General features: G+C 70.7%; 13 protein-coding genes. 5 read left to right on the top strand and 8 right to left on the bottom strand.

Going from position 1 to position 16,634, the window contains the following annotated elements; genetic code table 11:
• Position 1: 1 nt before the first annotated feature.
• Positions 2-1,837, bottom strand: coding sequence for an endonuclease/exonuclease/phosphatase family protein (locus tag ACFZDC_RS27085; protein ID WP_391327910.1), 1,836 nt, complete (start codon positions 1,835-1,837; stop codon positions 2-4).
• 265 nt (positions 1,838-2,102) lie between these two features.
• Here ACFZDC_RS27085 and ACFZDC_RS27090 point away from each other — a divergent pair, with 265 nt between their 5' ends.
• The 5 genes from ACFZDC_RS27090 to ACFZDC_RS27110 all read left to right on the top strand — a co-directional run bounded on the left by ACFZDC_RS27090 (position 2,103) and on the right by ACFZDC_RS27110 (position 9,162).
• Positions 2,103-3,530, top strand: a complete 1,428-nt coding sequence (locus tag ACFZDC_RS27090; protein WP_391327912.1) for a hypothetical protein — start codon at positions 2,103-2,105, stop codon at positions 3,528-3,530.
• A gap of 184 nt (positions 3,531-3,714) precedes the next feature.
• On the top strand, positions 3,715-5,160 hold the full coding sequence (locus ACFZDC_RS27095; RefSeq protein WP_391327914.1) for an alkaline phosphatase PhoX: 1,446 nt from the start codon (positions 3,715-3,717) through the stop codon (positions 5,158-5,160).
• 500 nt (positions 5,161-5,660) lie between these two features.
• Positions 5,661-7,244 carry a TROVE domain-containing protein gene (locus tag ACFZDC_RS27100; RefSeq protein WP_391327916.1) on the top strand — a complete coding sequence of 528 codons (1,584 nt, stop codon included), beginning with the start codon at positions 5,661-5,663 and terminating at the stop codon, positions 7,242-7,244.
• Between the two features lie 698 nt (positions 7,245-7,942).
• Positions 7,943-8,506 carry a 2'-5' RNA ligase family protein gene (locus ACFZDC_RS27105; RefSeq protein WP_391327917.1) on the top strand — a complete coding sequence of 188 codons (564 nt, stop codon included), beginning with the start codon at positions 7,943-7,945 and terminating at the stop codon, positions 8,504-8,506.
• Positions 8,507-8,583: 77 nt separating this feature from the next.
• Positions 8,584-9,162, top strand: a complete 579-nt coding sequence (locus ACFZDC_RS27110; RefSeq protein ID WP_391327919.1) for a TetR family transcriptional regulator — start codon at positions 8,584-8,586, stop codon at positions 9,160-9,162.
• Between the two features lie 55 nt (positions 9,163-9,217).
• On the opposite strand, the gene ACFZDC_RS27115 is transcribed toward ACFZDC_RS27110, so the two are convergent.
• The 7 genes from ACFZDC_RS27115 to ACFZDC_RS27145 all read right to left on the bottom strand — a co-directional run bounded on the left by ACFZDC_RS27115 (position 9,218) and on the right by ACFZDC_RS27145 (position 16,560).
• Complete coding sequence (locus ACFZDC_RS27115; protein ID WP_391327920.1) at positions 9,218-10,423, bottom strand: TerD family protein; 1,206 nt, start codon at positions 10,421-10,423, stop codon at positions 9,218-9,220.
• A gap of 85 nt (positions 10,424-10,508) precedes the next feature.
• On the bottom strand, positions 10,509-11,498 hold the full coding sequence (locus ACFZDC_RS27120) for an alcohol dehydrogenase catalytic domain-containing protein (RefSeq protein WP_391327922.1): 990 nt from the start codon (positions 11,496-11,498) through the stop codon (positions 10,509-10,511).
• A complete protein-coding gene (locus ACFZDC_RS27125; protein WP_391327924.1) occupies positions 11,495-12,340 on the bottom strand; it encodes an ABC transporter permease subunit in 846 nt (281 codons plus the stop codon). The genes ACFZDC_RS27120 and ACFZDC_RS27125 overlap by 4 nt, the downstream gene beginning before the upstream one ends.
• The gene (locus ACFZDC_RS27130; RefSeq protein WP_391327925.1) at positions 12,337-13,272 is read right to left on the bottom strand and encodes an ABC transporter permease subunit; all 936 of its coding nucleotides are present in this window, start codon (positions 13,270-13,272) and stop codon (positions 12,337-12,339) included. The genes ACFZDC_RS27125 and ACFZDC_RS27130 overlap by 4 nt, the downstream gene beginning before the upstream one ends.
• The gene (locus ACFZDC_RS27135; protein ID WP_391327927.1) at positions 13,269-14,639 is read right to left on the bottom strand and encodes an extracellular solute-binding protein; all 1,371 of its coding nucleotides are present in this window, start codon (positions 14,637-14,639) and stop codon (positions 13,269-13,271) included. The genes ACFZDC_RS27130 and ACFZDC_RS27135 overlap by 4 nt, the downstream gene beginning before the upstream one ends.
• Positions 14,640-14,715: 76 nt before the next feature.
• Positions 14,716-15,486, bottom strand: a complete 771-nt coding sequence (locus ACFZDC_RS27140) for a DeoR family transcriptional regulator (protein ID WP_391327929.1) — start codon at positions 15,484-15,486, stop codon at positions 14,716-14,718.
• Between the two features lie 264 nt (positions 15,487-15,750).
• Positions 15,751-16,560 (bottom strand): NAD-dependent epimerase/dehydratase family protein, encoded by an 810-nt coding sequence (locus ACFZDC_RS27145; protein WP_391327931.1) that lies wholly within the window; start codon positions 16,558-16,560, stop codon positions 15,751-15,753.
• Between the last annotated feature and the right edge of the window lie 74 nt (positions 16,561-16,634).

Below are 16,634 nucleotides of genomic sequence, written 5' to 3' on the forward strand. Positions count from 1 at the left end.
GCTACGGGCGGAACCGAAGTATCTGCGGGTCGTGGTCGCTGATCTGGTCGTTGAACTCCGAGTTGATGTGCACGCTGTCGTACGCGAAGTCGCAGCCGCGCCGGATCGCGGAACTGATCAGGATCTGGTCCAGGACCTGCTCGTTGCCCTGGTAGTCGTAGGTGTAACGCTCGCTCCTGGGCAGCGACTTGATCGCCGACCACAGCTCCCCGTCACCCTCGAGAATCTTCGCCGTCTCGGAGAACTCGAAGTCGTTCATGTCGCCGAGCGCGATGACGTTCGCGTTCTTCTGGACGTCCAGGATGTTCTTGACGAACGCGTTCACCTCGGTCGCCTGTGCATGGCGCTGGATCTCCGAGCTGCGCACCGGCGGCTGGTACTGGGCGGTCAGACCCTGGTCGCCACCCTTGGAGTTGAGGTGGTTGGCGATCACGAACACGGTCTTGCCGCGGAAGACGAACTCGCCGGCCAGTGGCTTGCGGCTGCTCTTCCAGGCGGCGTTCGTCGGGTCGATGCGGCCCGGGGACGCCGTCAGCTGCGCCTTGCCGTGCACCTTGGTGACGCCGACGGCGGTGGTGGAGTCACCGCCCGCGCGGTCCACGAAGGACACCCGCTCCGGGTTGAACAGGAACACCTGGCGGATGTTGCCGCCGGGCTCGCCGCCGTCCTGGTCGTTGACCGGGTTGATCGAGCGCCAGTCGTACTGCGGGCCGCCCGCCGCGACGATCGCGTCGATCAGCTTCTTGACGGTCTCGCTTGCGTCGACCGTGCCGTCGTCCTTGGCGCCGTTGTTGTCCTGGATCTCCTCCAGGGACACGATGTCCGGCGACTGCAGGTTGTTCACGATCGCGGCGGCGTGCTGGTCGAAGGTGGCGTCCGACGGGTCGAGGTTCTCGACGTTGTAGGTCGCCACCGCCAGCTCGCCGCGCGACTGCTTCTGCGTGGTCTCCCGCTCCAGGCCGCCGCTCTGCAGCGTGCCGAGCTTGCTCGCGACCAGCGTGTAGCCGCCGAACTGGTTGAAGTCCAGCGGGCCCGTGGTGGTGCCCTCCAGGGTGTCGCCGACGTTCGCTTTCGGGAAGTCGGCGGTCGGACCCAGCGACTGGATCTGCAGCCGGCCGGTGTTCTGGGAGTCGTAGGAGCCGTAGACCGTGCCGCCACGGCGGTTGCGGTGCTCCCACGGCTTCACCGTGACCCACAGCTCGCTGTACGGGTCGGTGGCGGTGACCACACGGGTGTCGGCGACCTGGACGTTCATGCCCTCAAGGGACTCGTAGTAGTCCAGGGCGTACGCCGACGGGTCCAGAGTCAGGCCGTTGACGGAGCCGGCCGCGGCCGTGTCGCCGGTGGGGGCGTACTCGTCCGGCACCGCGTCCTCGTCGATCACGGCCGGCGCCGGGACCTCGTTGCCGGTGGAGACCGTGGTGATCGTCGGCTTGGTGACCTCCGTCACCGACTGGTTGCCGGAGGAGGCACCGCCCGGAACGTACTCGGAGACCGTGCCGGTGACCTTGACCGAGTCACCGACCGCGACCTTCGGCGTGGAGCTGGTGAAGACGAACACGCCTTCGCTGGTGGCCGGGTCGTCGTCCGGGGTCGGATCCTGGATCCAGAAGCCCTTGGACGAACCGTAGGTGCGCGTGGCCGTGACGACGCCGGGCACGTCCGCGACCTGCTGGGCCGCCAGCGGCGATATTCGGGTGGTGCCCTGGATGTCGTGGATGCGCACCGAGTCGGCGTGCGCGGGCGTGGGGACGACAACCATCTGGGCGGCGGACGCGGCGGAACAGACGGCGGCGACGGTGAGCGCGGCGAGGCGCGCGGAAGACCTGCTCGGCAAGGGATCCCTCCGGGGACGTACGTGAGCGCCGGGACGAGGGTGGAACGGGAGCGTGCCTGGTTCGTAGCCCTGTGTGACACGCATAGAGCCGAGTGAACAGTTGTCCCCCCAACTTCTACGCGCGTCAATCTCCTGCCTGCTCCCGGGAGTTGTCAAGGTTTCGGCCATGTACGGCCGCCGGCCGGGAGATGAACCGGGCGGCATGGGTGGAAATCCGTCTAGGCTGAGCGGCTGAGTACGTTCATGGCCTGAGGAGAACCAGCCGATGTCAGACAGCTCCCCCCTGCCGCCCGTACGGCTGCACCCCGAAGCGGAGCTGGCACGCGCCGCCCTGTCCACGCCGTTGCTCTCCCGCGCTGCCCGCCTCGCCCGCTGGGCCGGGCCCGGGACCCGCGTGGACGCCGGTGGCAGCCTGGTCGAGGATCAGCTTCCGGCCGCCGCCGAGGCGCTCGGGCTGAGCGGGGAGGACGCCGTGGCCGACGCCGGCGAGGCGTGGCGGGTGGCCGTGGACGCCGGGCTGGTGGCGATCACCGACGAGGAGACCGGGACGGTGGCGGCCGGGGACGAGCTCGCGCTGCTCACCGGCGGCTCCCCGCACGATGTGCTCACCGTGTGGCTCAGCGCTCTGGAGACCGTCGTCGCTGACGCGAGCGTGCCCGACCTGGACGGTCTCGTCGACGCGATGGACGAGGGCGGCGAGGTCGATTTCTCGTCACTCGACTGGGACCCGGAGGCCGAGGCGGAGTTCCTCGACGGTGTCCTCGGCAACCTCTACCTGCTGACGGTCAGTGAGGAAGGCCCCGGTCAGGGGCCGGTACCGCTGCCCGCCCTCGCCGCCTCGATGATCGTCCCCAGTGACATGGGCGAGCCCACCAACGACGTCCTGGAACAGGTCTCCGACGCGATGATGCGACTCGACGACCAGTTCCGGATGCTGGAGCCGGTCGGTCTCGTGGAGTACCAGCCGGTGGACGAGGCACTCATGACCGACGCCGACGAGGAGCCCGCCGCCCCGGTGGACGACACCGACGTCTCCCGCTACGGCCTGGTCCGGCTGACCCCGCTCGGCGTCTACGGGCTGCGGGCGCGCCTGTTGGAGGCCGGGCTGCAGGCGCCCGCCGTCGGAGAACTCGCCGACAAGGGCGCGGACGCGCTGCTCGACGGCACCGCCCGCTTCGGGCAGTCCGCCGCGCGGGCCGAGACCGAGCAGTGGCTGGCATGCCGTGAACCGCTCGCCGCGGCACGGGAGTTGCTCGCGGCGGCACGGGGCGCGGACGCCGCCGCCCCGCTGCGCAGACTGCGCTGCCAGCAGGCGCTGTCGCTGGTCGGGGTGGAGGCGGAGCCGGCCTTGCGGGAGGTGCTGGACGATCCGGAACTCGGCGGACTGGCCCGGGTGTGGCTGAGCGAGCGGGGCGCCCCCGACGTGCCGGCCCCGTCCCAGGAGCTGGTCTTCTGGCTGACCGTGGACACGGTGGCCGCGCAGCTCGCGGCCGAGGGGAACTCCGAGGAACTCCAGGCGCTGGTGGAGGGCCTGGCCGAGCAGCACAGTGCCTTCTTCGCCGCGGCCTGGCGGGTGGACCACCCGGCGACCGCGGACGTCCTGGAGGCGATGGGACGGCTGCACCCGGACAAGAAGGTGGCCAAGGAAGCGAGGAAGGCCGCTTTCAAGGCGCGGTCGCAGCAGGGCGGCTGAGCGACTGCGGGAGACGAACATGGCCGGTGTTTTTGTTGGCCATGGGGCAGTGCATACGGATTCATGGAACAGGGGCCTGCGAAGTACCCCGGTGTTCAACTCCCGTTCAGAACTGGGCGGGAGCGTGTGCGCCGAACCGAGGCCCGCCACCCTCCACGGCACGCCCACCGTCACAGGAGACACCATGTCGCTCACCCGCAGGGACTTCGCCAGAAAATCCGCGATCACCGGTGCCGGCGTCGCGCTGGCGGGCAGCGTCGACGCCCTCGCCACGGCCCCCAACGCGCTCGCCGTCGCGGACACCGACAGCGCGGAGGGCGCGTCGGCGCACGGGCACCACGGCGTCGGCTACGGTCCGCTGATCCCCGACCCGGACGGCATCCTCGCACTGCCCGAGGGCTTCTCCTACCGGATCATCACCTACAGCGGCAGGACCAAGCTGGAGTCGGGCGAGTTCACCCCGTCCAACCACGACGGCACCTCCACCTTCGACGGTCCCCGCGGCGCCACCCTCCTCGTCAACAACCACGAGCTGAAGGGCCCGCGCGCCCACTGGACGTACCCGGTGCCGCTCATCGAGGGCCTCGTGTACGACCCCGCCGCCTCCGGTGGCTGCACGGTCGTCGAGGTACGCCGCGACCATGTCGCCGAGTGGGTCGGCATCGCCGGCACCTCCACCAACTGCGCGGGCGGCAACACCCCGTGGGGCACCTGGCTGACCTGCGAGGAGACCGAGGACAAGGCCGGCCAGAACGGCATGACCAAGGACCACGGCTACGTCTTCGAGGTCGACCCCGAGGACCGCCGGGCCAACCGCGACCCGAAGCCGGTCAAGGCGCTCGGCCGCTACGCCCACGAGGCCGTCGTGGTCGACCCCAAGCGCGGTCACCTGTACCTGACGGAGGACGCGGCCGGCCCCAACGGCCTGCTCTACCGCTGGACCCCGCCGGAGGGCTTCCGTCACGGCCGCGGCAAGCTGCGCACCCTCGCCGACGACGCGGGCGTCCTGCAGGCCTTCAAGTGCTTCGACTCCGGCGGCAAGTTCGTGGACGACCTGTCCCGGGCCACCAGGATCGGCACCGTGTACGGCGTCGACTGGGTCGACGTCCCCGACCGCGACGCGAAGACGACGTCCGTCCGCAAGCAGTTCACCGACGGCCGGATCACCCGCGCCCGCAAGCTCGAGGGCATGTGGTGGGGCGACGGCGGCACCTACATCGTCTCCTCCTACGCCCGTGAGGAGAGCCCCGTCCAGCACGACGGCCAGGTCTGGTTCTACGACCCCAAGCGCCGCACGCTGACCCTGAAGGTCCTGCTCGGCGTGAACCCCGACCCGGCCGAGGACGGCGCCTTCGACGGCCCGGACAACATCACCGTCTCCCCGTACGGCGGTCTGGTCATCGCCGAGGACGGCGAGGGTGTGCAGCACCTGTTCGGCGCCACCGAAAGCGGCCGTACCTACCCGATCGCCCGCAACGAGCTGAACATCGGCACCGAGGAGGAGCCCGAGTACAGCGAGTTCACCGGCGTCACCTTCTCGCCCGACGGCCGCACCCTGTTCGCCAACATCCAGGAACCGGGCATCATGCTGGCCGTCACCGGGCCCTGGAAGCGCCAGAAGTGCGCCTGACGTCCGCCCGGTAATTAATTCACTCGCTCGTCCCGCGGCTCCCCTTCTAGAGTGATCCACGTCCAGGTGCGACAGGCAGGACCTACTTCCACTGTTAATGGGGAGGCCGCGGGTTCGAGTCCCGCCACCGGCTCGACGGGCCGGTGTAGCTCAGGGGTGAGAGCACCAACCGTCGGTTCCGCCGACCTCGATCTCTGGACACCGAAAACTTCATGCACCTCCCGGTGCGCAGGCTGCGGTTACTTCTTTTGCAAAGAGAATCCGGAACCGCCGCCGACTTGATCTCGGGAGGCGCAGCACATGGTGGGTGTCCGGTGCGCAGGCAGCGGATACTTCGGGACACGGTATGTTGCGGGTTCGAATCCCGTCATCGACTCGCGGTCGATGTGGCGGAAAGGGAAGACGCGCCGGGTTACGTTCCGTCGCCGACCCATGACCTCGGACACCTTCCTTTTGCTGCGCCTCCCTCGGAAAAGCAAACGAATTCGGGGGAATTCACCATGGCGCGATTCAACACGCGTGCCGCCAAGGCGCAGCTGAAGTCGGCAGTGACGTCGACGGGCCGCATCCTGCGGACGTATGAAGGAGGCCGGGGCCAGGAGCGCGATCCGCGCTCGGAGCTGTTCCTGCTCGCCGTCTCCAACTTCGTCTCGCAGGACACCTTTTACGAGAGTGCCACGGACCGCGACAACCGGTTCGTCCGCCTGGTCCGCGACCTCGCCGTCAGCGACCCGGACTGGACGGCCGGTCTGCTCGGCTGGCTGCGCGGCGAGGGCAACATGCGGACGGCCTCGATCGTGGGCGCCGCCGAGTACGTGCACGCCCGGCTGACGGCGGGCGCGACCGAGGGCCTGTCGAACCGGCAGGTCGTGGACTCGGTACTGCAGCGCCCGGACGAGCCCGGCGAGCTGCTCGCCTACTGGACGTCGACCTACGGCCGCGCCATCCCCAAGCCCGTCAAGCGCGGTGTCGCCGACGCCGTACGACGGCTGTACCACGTCCGGTCGCTGCTCAAGTACGACACCGCGTCCAAGGGCTACCGCTTCGGCGACATCCTCAACCTGGTGCACGCGGCGCCGGACCCGGACAAGCCGTGGCAGGGCGAGCTGTTCCGGTACGCCCTCGACCGGCGGCACAACCCGGACACCGCCGTGCCGCCCGAGTCCCTCCCGGTGCTCACCGCGCACCGCGAGCTGATGGCGCTGCCCGTCGAGCGGCGCCGGGCGGTCGTCACCGCGCCCGACGGCGTCGAGCGGCTGGCCGCGGCCGGCCTCACCTGGGAGGCGCTGGCCGGCTGGCTGCAGGGCCCGATGGACAAGGCGGCCTGGGAGGCCGTGATCCCGTCCATGGGCGCGATGGCGCTGGTCCGCAACCTGCGGAACTTCGACGAGGCGGGTGTCTCGGACGAGGTCGCCGCCCGGGTCGCGGCGAAGATCAGCGACCCGGAGCAGGTGGCCCGCTCGCGGCAGTTCCCCTTCCGCTACCTGGCCGCCCACCGGCACGCGCCCTCGCTGCGCTGGTCCTACCCGCTGGAGCAGGCGCTCGGCCACTCGCTGGCCAACGTGCCCGCGCTGCCGGGCCGGACGTTGGTGCTGGTCGACCGCTCGGGCTCGATGTTCTGGTCGCCGGCGTCCGAGCGCTCGCAGCTCACCCGGGCCGACGCGGCGGCGATCTTCGGCACCGCGATCGCGCTGCGGGCGGCGGACGCCGACCTGGTCGAGTTCGGCTCGACCAGCGCCAAGGTGGGGTTCCGCAAGGGCGAGTCGGTGCTGAAGATCCTGGAGCGCTTCGGTGACCTGGGCGGCACCGACACCACCGAGGCGGTGCGCCGGCACTACAAGAAGCACGACCGGGTGCTGATCGTCACCGACGAGCAGTACGCCCCGCACCAGCAGGGCGACCCGACCTCGCAGATCCCGGCCCACATCCCGGTCTACACCTGGAACCTGGAGGGTTACCGGGCGGCCCACGGCCCGTCGGGCACGGGAAACAGGCACACCTTCGGAGGTCTGTCGGACTCGGCTTTCCGAATGGTGCCGCTGCTCGAGCGGGCGAGGAACGCCGACTGGCCGTGGCAGGCCTGAACCACGGCCGGCCCTGAGCGTGGCCCGCACTTCTACGGGGGGTGCGGGCCACACCCTTGTCTGCAGCGGCAGACGGCGTCTGCGCCGACAGACGGGGCCACGTCGACGGGGCGCCCGGGCGCTGCCATCTCGCCCGGCCTGGCCTGCCCCGCCTCACGCAGGTGAAGCTGCCCGTCCGGCGAGTCGACACCCGGCCGCTGCCTCCAGGGGCGGCGGCCGACGGCGGCCGGGGCCATGATGGCGGTGCGTCCCGCCCCCCGACACCCGGCTCGTCCAAGGGCCCACGCCCGTCCGAGGCCTCGGGGCCGTCCGAGGTGCCCGGTACGGCTGCGGCTCCCGGTTCGCTTGCGGCTTCAGGTCTCTCCGGGGCCTTCGGTTCGCCCGAGGCTTCCGGTCCCTCCGGGGCGTTCGGTTCGCCCGAGGCTTCAGGTCTCTCCGGGGCGTTCGGTTCGCCCGAGGCTTCCGGTCTCTCCGGGGCGTTCGGTTCGCCCGAGGCTTCCGGTCTCTCCGGGGCGTTCGGTTCGCCCGAGGCTTCCGGTCTCTCCGGGGCCTTCGGTTCACCCGAGGCTTCCGGTCCCTCCGAGGCTTCCGGTTCGCTTGGGGCTTCCGGTCCGTGGGAGGCCTCCGGTCCCTCGAAGGTTTCCGGTCCGGCTGCCGCCCCCGGCCGCCTCGCGTCGCCCCCCACGCCCCGGACCGCCGTGGCGTGGCTGCCCCCGGCCGGACTCTGGCCCGCCATCCAGGGCATCCGTGTCGAGCACGACCCGCAGATCCGCCGCTGGCCGCCCCACGTGAACCTGCTCTTCGGCTTCGTACCGGAGGAGGACTTCCCGGCGGCGCTCCCGCTGCTGGCCGCGGCGGCCGCGGAGTGCGAGCCCTTCGACATCCGGCTCGCCGGGGTCCGCGCCTTCCGCCACCGGTCCTACGCCACCGTGTGGCTCGACCCCGCGGCGGCCGGCGCCGCGCCCTGGACGGAGCTCCGGCGCGCGCTGGCGGAGCCCTTCCCGAACTGCACGGACCGCTTCCCGCATTTCATCCCGCACCTCTCGCTCGGGCGCACCCGCGTCCCGCGTGTCCTTGCGGCCGAATGCGCTGCCCGGCTCGGCGTGCTGCATGCGCGCGTGGCCGAGATCGCACTGCTTTCCCGCCGCGGTGACGGCCCCATGCGGACGCGCGCCACGATCGGCCTGGGCACCGGCGCGGTACGCCGCCACCCCGGACCGGACCCGGCCAACGGCGGTTACCAGCCACCGGAGCGGCACTGACCGGGAGACGGGGGGCGCTCCGTTCAAGACCCTCGATAAAATGCGGAGAAGATCCCCGGTTCGCGAGGAGTACCCGGATGCCGCAGGTCAGGCCCATGCGCGCGGACGCTCGGCGCAACTACGAGCGGTTGCTGCAGGTGGCGGCCGAGGCCTTCGCCGAGCGCGGGGAGAACGCGTCGCTCGACGACATCGCCAAGCGCGCCGGCGTCGGCTCCGGCACGCTCTACCGGCACTTCCCGACCCGGCAGGATCTGCTGGAGGCCGCGTACGTGGACCGGCTCCAGGCCATGGCGGCCCGGGCCGACGACTTCGCCGCCCAACTTCCGCCGGGGGAGGCGCTGGTGGAGTGGCTCAACGAGGTGTGTGTCGGGACGATCCAGGTGCGCGGCATGAAGGCGCTGCTGGGTTCAGCCGTCACCGACGGCAACTCCGTCACGGTCGCGGCCTGCGGCACCTGTCTGAAGGACGCGGCGCGACGGCTGGTGGAGGCAGCGCAGCGGGAGGGCAGCCTGCGCAAGGACATCGAGCCGATCGAGGTGCTGCGCCTGGCACATGGCGTGGCGTCGGCGTCGGAGCTGGCGAACGGGCAGGGGAAGCAGATCCGCCGCTACCTGTCCCTGCTGACGGAGGGGCTGCGGCCGGGCGCGGACGCCTGAGAAACCGGGCGCGCCCCCGCACTGAGGGGGGCGCCGCCGGCTGCCTTGCGACCGCTTACAGCGCCCGTGCCCCGGGATCGACCATGTTCCGCACCGTCCGCGCCTTCACGAACTCGCCCAGCGCCGTCATGTCCCACTCGCCGGAGAACTGCCGGACGAGCTTGGCCATCATCACGCCCGTCTGCGGCTCGGCGTGGGTGAGGTCGAAGCGGACCAACTCCTCTCCCGTGGCCGCGTCCACCAGGCGGCAATACGCCTTGGCGACCTCGGTGAACTTCTGGCCGGAGAAGGAGTTGACCGTGAAGACCAGACCGGTGACCTCCTGGGGGAGCCGGCCGAGGTCGACCGTGATCACCTCGTCGTCGCCCCCGCCCTCGCCGGTGAGGTTGTCACCGGAGTGCTTGATCGCGCCGTTCAGGATCGTCAGCTTGCCGAAGTAGCAGCTGTCGATGGGGTTGCGCTGCGGGCCGTAGGCGATGACCGAGGCGTCCAGGTCGATGTCCTTGCCGCGGAACGCGGGCTCCCAGCCCAGGCCCATCTGCACCAGGGAGAGCAGCGGGCGGCCGCCCTTGACCAGGGACACGGTCTGGTTCTTCTGGAGGCTGACCCGGCCCTTGTCCAGATTGATCTTTCCGGCGCCGGGCGCCGGGGCGGGCGGAGCGGCCGGGGCGGGCGGTGTGACCGGGGCCGGCGGTGTGACCGGTGCCTGTGCGGCGGGCGCCGGCGGAGCGGCCGGCCGCTGCGGCGTGGCGGTGGGGGCGGCGGCGGGCTCTTCCACCGTCACGCCGAAGTCCGTCGCGATGCCGGCCAGCCCGTTGGCGTACCCCTGGCCGACTGCGCGGGCCTTCCAGGCGCCGCCCCTGCGGTAGATCTCCACGACCACCAGTGCCGTCTCGGTGCCGAGTTGCGGCGGCGTGAACGTGGCCAGGGCGGAGCCGCCGTCCGCATCCCGGATCGTGGCCGTCGGCTCGATGCCCTGGAAGGTCTGGCCGGCGGCGTCCGGGCTGGCCGTGACCACGATCTTCTCGATGTCCGGCGGCACTGCGGCGGTGTCGACCGTGATCGCGTCGGGCGCCGCGCCGCCGCCGGACGTGTACGTCACGCCCGGCCCGGCGGGCTGGTTGTAGAAGATGAAGTCGTCGTCGGAGCGCACCTTGCCGTCGGCGGTGAGCAGCAGGCCCGACACGTCGAGCCGCACCGGCGCGGCGACGTCCACCGTCACGCGGGCGGCCGACAGAGGGATGTTCGAGCCAGGGGTCATAGCTGTCATGCCGGGTGAACGAACGACACCGCTTTACCGTTCCCTTACCGACGCCCCGACGGCCCATTGCCGCCCCCCGATCGGCTCAGGGCACTACGACGATCTTGCGCCCCACTCCTGCCGCGAACTGCTCCAATGCCTCGGGATATCGCTCCAGCGGTATCCGGTCGCTGATGAACACCTCCGGGTCCAGTACCCCGTTCGCGAACAGCTCGGCCGCCCGTTCGAAGCTGTGCAGCACCGCCATGGAGCCGGTGATGGTGATCTCCTGGTTGTAGATCCGGTACGGGTCGATCGTCACGCGGGTCGCGTAGTCGGCGACGCCGAACTGCAGGAACGTGCCCGCCTTCGCCACCCGGTCCAGGCCGTCCTGGATCGCCGCCGCGTTGCCCGTCGCGTCGACGACCACGTCCCAGCCCTGGGGCCGGTCCAGTTCGTCCGCGCTGCCCGCCGCGCCCGAGACGCCGAGCCCGCGGGCGGTCTCCAGGCGGGCCGCGTTGACGTCCACCACGTCCACGCTCGCCGCACCGGTGCGCTTGGCCAGCTCCAGCATCATCAGGCCCATGGTCCCGGAGCCGTAGATCAGGACGTGCGCGCCGAGGCGGGACCGCAGGACGTCGTAGCCGCGCACCGCGCAGGACAGGGGTTCCACCAGGGCCGCGTCCTCGGTGCGCACGTGTTCGGGCAGCTTCACGCAGTTCGCCACGGGCGCCACCGCGTACCGGGCCGCACCGCCCGCCGTGGTCACGCCGATCGCGGCCCAGCGCTCGCACAGGTTGTTGTGGCCGGTGCGGCAGTAACGGCACTCGTAGCAGTACAGGGAGGGGTCCACGGCCACCCGGTCGCCGACCGCGACCTCCGTGACCTGGGTGCCGACCCCGACCACCTCGCCCGCGAACTCGTGGCCGGGCACGATCGGCAGCTTGGGCGCGAACTCGCCCTGGAGGATGTGCAGGTCCGTGCCGCACAGGCCGCAGGCGGCGACCTCGACGACGACCTCACGGGGCGCTGGCGTCGGGTCCGGGACCTCGGTGACGACGGCGCGGCCCACGGACTCGATGACGGCGGCCTTCATTTCACGGCTCCCAACGACAGGCCCTGGACCAGCTTGTCCTGGGCGGCGAACCCCGCGGCGAGCACCGGCAGGGAGACGACGAGCGACGCGGCGCACACCTTGGCCAGGAACAGGCCCTGGCTGGTGATGAAGCCGGTCAGGAAGACGGGGGCGGTCTCGGCGACCACGCCCGTCAGGACTCGGGCGAAGAGCAGTTCGTTCCAGCTGAAGATGAAGCAGATCAGGGCCGTCGCGGCGATGCCGGGCAGGGCGATGGGTGCCACCACGCGCGCGAGGATCACCGGCAGACGGGCGCCGTCCACCCTCGCCGCCTCGATGACGGCCACCGGCACCTCGGCCAGGAAGGACTGCATCATCCAGACCGCGATCGGCAGGTTCATGGACGTGTAGAGGATGACCAGCAGCCAGATGTCGTCGAGCATCCCGGTGTTCTTGGCGAACAGGTAGATCGGGAGCAGGCCCGCAACGGCGGGCAGCATCTTCGTGGACAGGAAGAAGAACAGGACGTTCGTCCACTTCCGCACCGGCCGGATCGACAGCGCGTAAGCCGCCGGGAGGGCGAGCAGCAGCACGCACACCGTCGATACGACGGACGCCACCGTGGAGTTGATCAGCGCGGGCCACGGGCTCGCCCCGCCGCCGGTGCCGAAGAACTCGCGGTAGCCGTCCAGGGTGAGGGAGGCGGTGAAGGACGGTGGGTTGGTCGCCGCGTCCGACTCGGAGTGGAAGGACGTCAGGGCCATCCACGCGACGGGCAGGAAGAAGACGACGCCGGCCAGCCAGGCCACCAGGCCCAGGCCGTGTCCCCTGCGTACCTTGCGCTGGACGTCGGTTGCGCTCATGCGCGGGACACCTCCTCGCGGAACAGGGACGACACCACGCGCAGGGCGAAGGTCGCGATGACGATCGAGCCGATGACCACCAGGACGCCCGCGGCCGAGGCGAGGCCGTTCTCGTGGGCCTGGTAGAAGCTCTGGTAGACGGTGTAGGGCAGGTTGGCGGTGCCGAGGCCGCCGGAGGTGATCGTGAACACCGCGTCGAAGTTCTGCACGATGTAGATCGAGCCCAGCAGGGCGCCGAGTTCGAGGTAACGACGCAGATGGGGCAGGGTGAGGTGGCGGAAGATCTGCCAGTCGCCGGCGCCGTCGACGCGTGCGGCCTCGATCTGCTGCTGGTCCCGGCTCTGCAGTCCGGCCAGCAGGATCAGCATCATGAACGGTGTCCACTGCCACACCAGTGAGGCCTCGACCGCGAGCAGCGGGGTGTTCGAGATCCAGTCCGGCTGTGGGCCGCCCACATAGTGCAACAACCCATTGAGCAGGCCGTATTCGGGGTTGTAGAGCACATGCTTCCAGAGCAGGGCCGCGGCCACGGGCACCACCAGGAAGGGTGTGATCAGCAGGGTGCGGACGACACCCCGGCCGCGGAACCTGCGGTCCAGCAGCAGGGCGAGTGCCAGGCCGAGGACCAGGCTGGCCAGCACCACCGCCACCGTGAGCAGCACGGTCGTCCACACCGAGTGGCGCAGGCCGGCGTCGGTCAGCACCTGGCGGTAGTTGTCCAGGCCGGTGAAACGGCGGGCCTTGGGGTAGAGGGCGTTCCAGTCGAAGAAGGAGATCACCAGCGTGGCCACGAACGGCAGCTGGGTCACCACGATCATGAAGACTAGGGCCGGCAGGAGGGGGGCCCGGGTGGCCCAGGCGCGCAGCCGGGCCGGGGGCTGCTTCACCGCACGTACGGGGGTGGTCGCGAGGGGAGCCGTCGTCGCTGTCATCGTCCCTCGTACTCCTTGGCGATCTTCTCGGCGAGCTGCTGGGACCCCTTCAGGGCCGACTCGACGGACTGGCGTCCGGCGATGGCCGCGCTGATCTCCTGGGAGACCTTGGTGCCGAGGTCGGTGAACTCGGGGATGTCGACGAACTGGATGCCGGGAGCGGGGCGCGGTTGCACGCCGGGGTCGTTCGGGCGGGCGCTCTCGATCGCCTCCTTGGTCATCTCCTGGAAGGCGGCGGCCGACCTGCGGTAATCGGCGTTCGTGTAGGTCGACGCCCGCTTGCCGGCCGGGACGTTCGGCCAGCCGCTGGTCTCGCCGACCAGCTGCTCGTATCCCTTGCCCGACGCCCAGGAGACGAACTTCCAGGCCTTGTCGGGGTTGCGGGAGGCCTTCTGGATGCCCCAGGCCCAGGTGTAGAGCCAGCCGGAGGAGCTGGTCTTCTCCACCGGGGCGGGGGTGTAACCGAGTCTGCCCTTGACCGGCGACTTGTCCGCCTCCAGCAGACCGGCCGCGGACGTGGCGTCGTACCACATGGCGACCTTGCCCTGGGTCATGTCGTTGAGGCACTCGGCGAAGCCGGACTGGGCCGCGCCGGACTCACCGTGCCGGCGGACGAGATCGACATAGAACTTTGTCGCCTTCCCGAACTCGGGCGAGTCCAGGCGGGCCTTCCAGTCCTTGTCGAACCAGGTGCCGCCGAAGGTGTTCACGACGGTGGTGAGCGGCGCCATCAGCTCACCCCAGCCGGGCAGCCCGCGCAGGCAGATGCCCTTCATGCCGGGCCGTGCGCCGTCCGCCTGGGCGGCGAGGTCCGCGACCTGCTGCCAGGTCGGACGGGCCGGCATGGTCAGACCCTTCGCCGCGAACACGTCCTTGCGGTACATCAGGAAGGACGACTCGCCGTAGAAGGGCTGCCCGTAGAGCTTGCCGTCGTCGCCGGTCAGGGACTGGCGCATGGGCTTCAGCACGTCCTGTTCGTCGTACGCCCGGTCCTTCGTGACGTACGCGTCCATGTCGTGCAGCCAGCCGTTGCGGGCGTAGATCGGTATCTCGTAGTTGGACAGGGTGGCCACGTCGTACTGGCCGGCCTGGTTGGCGAAGTCCTGGCTGATCTTGTCGCGGACGTCGTTCTCGGGCAGGACCGTGAAGTTGACCTTGATGCCGGTCTCCTTCGTGAAGTGCGCGGCGGTCAGCTTCTGCAGCTCGGTCATCTGGGGGTTGTTGACCATCAGCACGTTGATGGAGTCGCCGCCGGAACCGGTCCCGCCCGCACCGGCCCAGCAGCCGGAGAGCAGCGGGGCGAGCAGCGTCCCTGCGGCGGCCATGGCGAGCGTGGCTCGGGGCCTCCGTCGGCTCGGGGTGCGCATGGATCGCTCCTGGATGTATCGGGATATAAGGGGCAGGGATTGATGCGAACAGCCCTGGAGGTGGGCGGTTTGTTTTTCAGACCCGGATGACCTGCGGGCCCAGCAGGGAGTAGCGGTGGGCCTCGGCCGCCGGAAGCAGGGTGCTCGTCACGATCGCCTCCAGCGCGCCGACCTCGGCGAACCGGCAGAAGCTGGCCGCCCCGAACTTGGTGTGCACGCCCGCGAAGACGGTGCGCCGGGCCGCCCTGATGGCCTGGGCCTTGACCTCGCTGACCGCGGGGTCGGGGGTGGTCAGGCCGTGTTCGCGGGAGATGCCGTTGGCGCCGATGTAGGCGAGGTCGACCACGAAGCCGGCCAGCATCCTGGTCGTCCAGTGGTCGACGGTGGCCAGCGTGCCGGCGCGGACCCGCCCGCCGAGGAGCAGGACCGAGATGTGCTCGGTCTCGGCGAGAGCGCCCGCGACCGGCAGGGACGCGGTGACCACGGTCAGCGGCCGGTCGGTGGGCAGGGCCTCGGCGATGAGCTGCGGGGTGAAGCCCTCGTCCACGAAGACCGTCTCCGCGTCCCCGAGCAGCTCGGCCGCGGCGGCCGCGATCCTGCGCTTCTCGGGGACGTGGCTGGTGGCGCGGAAGGCGAGCGTCGTCTCGAAGCCGGCGCTCTCCACCGGGTAGGCGCCACCGTGCGTACGACGGACCAGACCGTGGTCCTCCAGCGCGCGCAGATCGCGCCGGATGGTCTCCTTGGCCACGCCCAGCTCGGCGGCGAGCACGGTGACGTCGACCGAGCCGGTGGCGCGCGCCGCCCGCACGATCTCGCGCTGGCGTTCTTCCGCCGTCCTCGTGCTCATGTCGTCACCCGCTTTCCTCCGGAGCTGCCCGTTCGGGCCATGGGGGAAGTTCTACAGCGGGTGTGCGGCGCTGACCAGGCCTGTTGCGGGCCCGATAGCGCCCGTGTGTGCCCGTTCACGGTGCGGTGTGCCCGCCTCGGACCTGCGCGGCTGTGCGGGCGGGCGTGGGAGCGGGCGGGCCGGATGCCCGAACACGGCGGCGGGCGGGCCCGTTCGGTGCCCGCCCGCCGCCGTGAGCGATCGTTTTCCGCCGCCCGGGGAGGCTCAGTACGGCCAGATCGGCGGATCGTTCACGAAGTGGCCGCCCAGATGGGTGTGGGCCGGGTTCTCCGGGTCCAGCTCGCCCTGGTCGGCGGTCAGCTTCTCGGCGTACGGCTCGGAGTCGTCCTGGGGCTCGTAGCCGAGTGCCCGCGCGGTCGTGAGGTCCCACCACAGGCGGGTGTTGGCAGAGGAGCCGTAGACGACCGTGTGGCCGACCCCCTCGGCGGTCAGGGCCGCGTGGAAGAGACGGGCGCCGTCGGCCGGGCTCATCCACACCGAGAGCATGCGCACGCCGGTCGGCTCCGGGAAGCAGGAGCCGATGCGCACGGAGACGGTCTCCAGACCGTGCTTGTCCCAGTAGAGCTGTGCCAGGTCCTCGCCGAAGGACTTCGACAGCCCGTAGAAGGTGTCCGGGCGGCGCGGGGTGTCGACCGGGATCAGCGGGTCGTCCGCGCGCGGGGCCGGGGTGAAGCCGACGGCGTGGTTGGAGGAGGCGAAGACGATCCGCGGCACGCCTTCCAGGCGGGCGGCCTCGTACAGGTTGTAGGTGCCCTCGATGTTCGATTTCACGATCTTCTCGAAGGGCGCCTCCAGGGAGATGCCCGCGAGGTGCAGGATCGCGTCCACGTTCCGCACCGCCTCGCGCAGCGCCTCCTTGTCGGTGAGGTCCGCGGTGATCGCGTCCGGCGCGTCCTGGAGGGGGCGCACGTCGAACAGGCGCAGCGTGTAGCCGTACTCCGGCAGCAGGGACCGCATCAGGGTGCCGAGCCCGCCGGCGGCGCCGGTGAGCAGAACGGTGCGGGGAGCGGGCATCCTCGGTCTCCTTGCTGTTCTTGGCGATGTCCTGACCGGCGGGCGTATCCGTGGACGCAATTCACATGCATGGA

The organism is Streptomyces sp. NPDC007905, assembly GCF_042959345.1.
Classification (GTDB): Bacteria; Actinomycetota; Actinomycetes; order Streptomycetales; family Streptomycetaceae; genus Streptomyces.

Bases quoted from the DNA above. Each gene is read 5' to 3' on its own strand.
- ACFZDC_RS27090 (WP_391327912.1), top strand. From the start codon at position 2,103: ATGTCAGACAGCTCCCCCCTGCCGCCCGTACGGCTGCACCCCGAAGCG.
- ACFZDC_RS27095 (WP_391327914.1), top strand. From the start codon at position 3,715: ATGTCGCTCACCCGCAGGGACTTCGCCAGAAAATCCGCGATCACCGGT.
- ACFZDC_RS27130 (WP_391327925.1), bottom strand. From the start codon at position 13,272: ATGACAGCGACGACGGCTCCCCTCGCGACCACCCCCGTACGTGCGGTG.
- ACFZDC_RS27135 (WP_391327927.1), bottom strand. From the start codon at position 14,639: ATGCGCACCCCGAGCCGACGGAGGCCCCGAGCCACGCTCGCCATGGCC.
- ACFZDC_RS27140 (WP_391327929.1), bottom strand. From the start codon at position 15,486: ATGAGCACGAGGACGGCGGAAGAACGCCAGCGCGAGATCGTGCGGGCG.
- ACFZDC_RS27115 (WP_391327920.1), bottom strand. From the start codon at position 10,423: ATGACCCCTGGCTCGAACATCCCTCTGTCGGCCGCCCGCGTGACGGTG.
- ACFZDC_RS27145 (WP_391327931.1), bottom strand. From the start codon at position 16,560: ATGCCCGCTCCCCGCACCGTTCTGCTCACCGGCGCCGCCGGCGGGCTC.
- ACFZDC_RS27100 (WP_391327916.1), top strand. From the start codon at position 5,661: ATGGCGCGATTCAACACGCGTGCCGCCAAGGCGCAGCTGAAGTCGGCA.
- ACFZDC_RS27125 (WP_391327924.1), bottom strand. From the start codon at position 12,340: ATGAGCGCAACCGACGTCCAGCGCAAGGTACGCAGGGGACACGGCCTG.
- ACFZDC_RS27120 (WP_391327922.1), bottom strand. From the start codon at position 11,498: ATGAAGGCCGCCGTCATCGAGTCCGTGGGCCGCGCCGTCGTCACCGAG.
- ACFZDC_RS27110 (WP_391327919.1), top strand. From the start codon at position 8,584: ATGCCGCAGGTCAGGCCCATGCGCGCGGACGCTCGGCGCAACTACGAG.